At 63.2% G+C, this 1,498-nt stretch carries 3 protein-coding genes; all 3 read left to right on the top strand.

The window, feature by feature from the left end:
- Positions 1–360: BA14K family protein (locus tag MOV75_RS37740; protein WP_247007952.1), on the top strand; the 360-nt coding region annotated here is incomplete at its 5' end.
- A gap of 380 nt (positions 361–740) precedes the next feature.
- The gene (locus tag MOV75_RS37745) at positions 741–1,157 is read left to right on the top strand and encodes a response regulator (protein WP_246932572.1); all 417 of its coding nucleotides are present in this window, start codon (positions 741–743) and stop codon (positions 1,155–1,157) included.
- Positions 1,154–1,498 (top strand): CHASE3 domain-containing protein (locus MOV75_RS37750; protein WP_247007953.1); only part of this gene is annotated, 345 nt, incomplete at its 3' end. The genes MOV75_RS37745 and MOV75_RS37750, both read left to right, overlap by 4 nt.

Consider the following 1,498-nt stretch of genomic DNA (forward strand, 5'->3'; position numbering starts at 1 on the left):
GGCGGCACGTCCTTCACCGGTGGCGTCAGCCGCAACTTTGCAGCAGCCAACGGCGGGACCTGGCAAGGCCGCAGCGGCAACTGGAACGGCGGTGGCTGGCATCACCATCATCGTCGCGGCGGATTCTGGCCCGGCTTCGCGGCGGGGGCGGCGATCGGCGGCCTCGGCTCGTACGCCTATTACGGCGGCAGCTATTACGATGATCCCTACTACTATGGCAGCTACTATGATGAGCCGTCAGTGGCGGTGGTCCCCGATGGAGGCGGCGATGCAGCCTATTGCGCGCAGCGCTACAGATCCTATGACCCCGCTTCGGGTACCTATCTCGGTTATGACGGCCAGCGGCATCCCTGCCCGTAAGGCGGCCTGAACGATCGATGCGACACGTCGCAAGGGCGGCGCCGGTGATGGCCGGCGCCGCCCTTCAAGCGCGATGGTGACGCGCGGACTTATCCAAAGCGCTTGGAAAACGCAGCGACCATGTCTTGAACGACGTCTTGCCGTTCGGATTCGCCGTGCCTTGCCCTTCGAGTTTGCTTCAACCTCATCGAACCTTCTCGCAACTCGGGTAGCGCGCGTTATCGCCAGTGCACAGACGGCCTGAGCGGGCTCAGCCCCGTGGAACCCGCTTTATCCTATGCACCGCACCGTGCATATCTACCCTGATCCAATCCAAAATTGACCCGGTGCTCGATTCACCTGTATCACCGTCGTGGGGACTTCGATTGCTGGGAAGTGTCATGCCGCGTGTTCTCGTGGTTGATGACGATCCGATGGTCGGCGCGACCATCGAGGTCCTCCTCCAACGTCAGGGCTTCGACGTCACGCTGGCCGACGGTGGCGAAACAGGACTGGCTGCGCTGGAAGCGCAGGCCTTTGAGGTGATGCTGGTTGACATCTTCATGCCGCATATGCGCGGCTTCGAGTCCATCCGCATCTTTCATGAGCGCGCGCCGGCTACTCCGCTGATCGCGATGTCCGGCTACGCCTTCGCCTCATCCGCCTCGCCCTCTCCCGATTTCCTCCGCATGGCGCTGGAGCTTGGCGCAACGCGCTGCCTGCGCAAGCCGTTCACGCCCGAAGCGTTGCTGACCACGATCCGGGAATGCCTCACGGGCGAGAGCGCGCAGCCGAAGGACAAGAAAGAAGTCCCTTGATTCCAACGCAGCGCGTCATTCTCGGTGCTGGACTTGCCATCCTCCTGATCATCACCGCAGCCTCGATCGCCCTCGACGTCAAGTCGCGGTCCGATGCGGCGTGGATCAATCATACCGTCCAGGTGCAGAAGAAGATCTCCGATCTGCGCGTGCTGCTGCGCCGGTCCGAGAGTGCCGCGCGCGGCTTTGAACTTTACCGCAGCTCGGCCTTCAGCAGCGAATTCGAATCCGTCCACGCCCAGATCGCGCCGGCCCTCGCCGACCTCAAGCGCGGCGTGCGCGACAACCCCGATCAGGTCGCCTCGATCCGCCGCACCGTCAACACGATCTGGAATCAGTGG

Origin of the sequence: Bradyrhizobium sp. PRIMUS42 (assembly GCF_023006515.1) — a bacterium.
Classification (GTDB): domain Bacteria; phylum Pseudomonadota; class Alphaproteobacteria; order Rhizobiales; family Xanthobacteraceae; genus Bradyrhizobium.

What these genes read in the sequence shown, in the direction of transcription:
- MOV75_RS37745 (WP_246932572.1), top strand. Translation starts at nt 741, where the DNA reads ATGCCGCGTGTTCTCGTGGTTGATGACGATCCGATGGTCGGCGCGACC.